At 74.1% G+C, this 1,256-nt stretch carries 2 protein-coding genes; both read left to right on the forward strand.

The annotated features are described in order from the left end of the window. On the forward strand, positions 1-672 hold a 672-nt coding region (locus ACLBXO_RS31515), incomplete at its 5' end, for a chemotaxis protein CheA (RefSeq protein WP_447687886.1). Continuing rightward, the gene (locus ACLBXO_RS31520; protein ID WP_447687887.1) at positions 672-1,241 is read left to right on the forward strand and encodes a chemotaxis protein CheW; all 570 of its coding nucleotides are present in this window, start codon (positions 672-674) and stop codon (positions 1,239-1,241) included. The genes ACLBXO_RS31515 and ACLBXO_RS31520, both read left to right, overlap by 1 nt. Positions 1,242-1,256: the final 15 nt, after the last annotated feature.

Here is a 1,256-nt window from a genome sequence, read left to right on the forward strand (position 1 = left end):
CTGTGCGCGCCGGGCGCGGTGCTGACCGACCAGCAGATCTACCAGTTCCTGTTCGCGCCGGGTTTCTCGACCGCGGCGACGATCTCGGCGCTGTCGGGGCGCGGGGTCGGCATGGACGTGGTCAAGAAGACGATCGAGAGCCTGCGCGGCACGATCGACATCACCACCGGGCCGGGGGGCGGGACCTGCGTGGCGCTGCGCCTGCCGCTGACGCTGGCGATCATCGAGGGGCTTCTGATCCGGGTGGGGGCGGGCCGCTACGTGATCCCGCTGGCGGCGGTGGAGGAGTGCGTCGCGCTGCCGGCGGGCGAGCGGGACGGGCGCGGGCGGGACTTCCTGAACATCCGCGGGGCGCTGGTGCCGTTCCTGCGGCTGCGCGCGCTGTTCGGGGCGTCGGGCGAGCCGGAGGAGCACCAGAAGGTGATCGTGGTGTCGGCGGGCGAGGCGCGGGTCGGGCTGGTGGCGGACCAGATCATCGGCAACCACCAGACGGTGATCAAGTCGCTGTCGAAGCTGCACGCGGACGTGGCGACGTTCTCGGGGGCGACGATCCTGGGCGACGGCACGGCCGCGCTGATCGTCGATGTCGGCCGGCTCGTGGGCGGCGGCGGCGCCGAGCGGGCGCGCGAGACCGCGCGCGAGAGCCTGCGCGCGTACCAGGAGGTGGCGTGATGACCAGCGGCGTGACCAGCGGCATGACCAGCGGCGCGCCGAATGGCGCGACGGGCGGGCCTCCCGGGCCCGGGCCGCAGGCGGGCGCGCGAGGGGGCGCTCGAGGGGGCGCACCGGCGGGCGCACCGGCGGCGCAGCGGGGCGGCCGGCAGGTGGTGATGTTCCGGATCGGCACGGAGAGCTTCGCGCTGGAGGCCGGGATGGTGCGCGAGATCATCGACCCGATCCCGGCGACCCGGGTGGCGGGGGCGCGGCCGCACGTCGACCGGATCGTGAACGTGCGCGGCAACGTCGTGCCGCTGGCCGACATCCGCGCGCGGTTCGGGATGCCGGCGGCGGCCGACAGCCCGGACACGCGCTTCCTGGTCCTGGAGGTGGCGGTGGCGGGCGATCCGGTGGTGGTCGCGCTGGTGGCCGACAAGGTGTTCGCGGTCACCGAGGTCGATCCGGCCGACTGCGAGGCGGTGCCGCCGGTCGGGACGACGTGGCGGCCCGAGTACATCCGCGCCATCGTCAAGGCCGGCGACGACTTCATCATCGTCCCAGAACTCGAGCAGATCCTCAACTGAAGTCCCGTCGCGGTC

The sequence above is a fragment of the Methylobacterium sp. C33D genome (assembly GCF_053345825.1).

Coding starts and splice junctions, on each gene's coding strand:
- ACLBXO_RS31520 (WP_447687887.1), top strand. CDS start 672: ATGACCAGCGGCGTGACCAGCGGCATGACCAGCGGCGCGCCGAATGGC.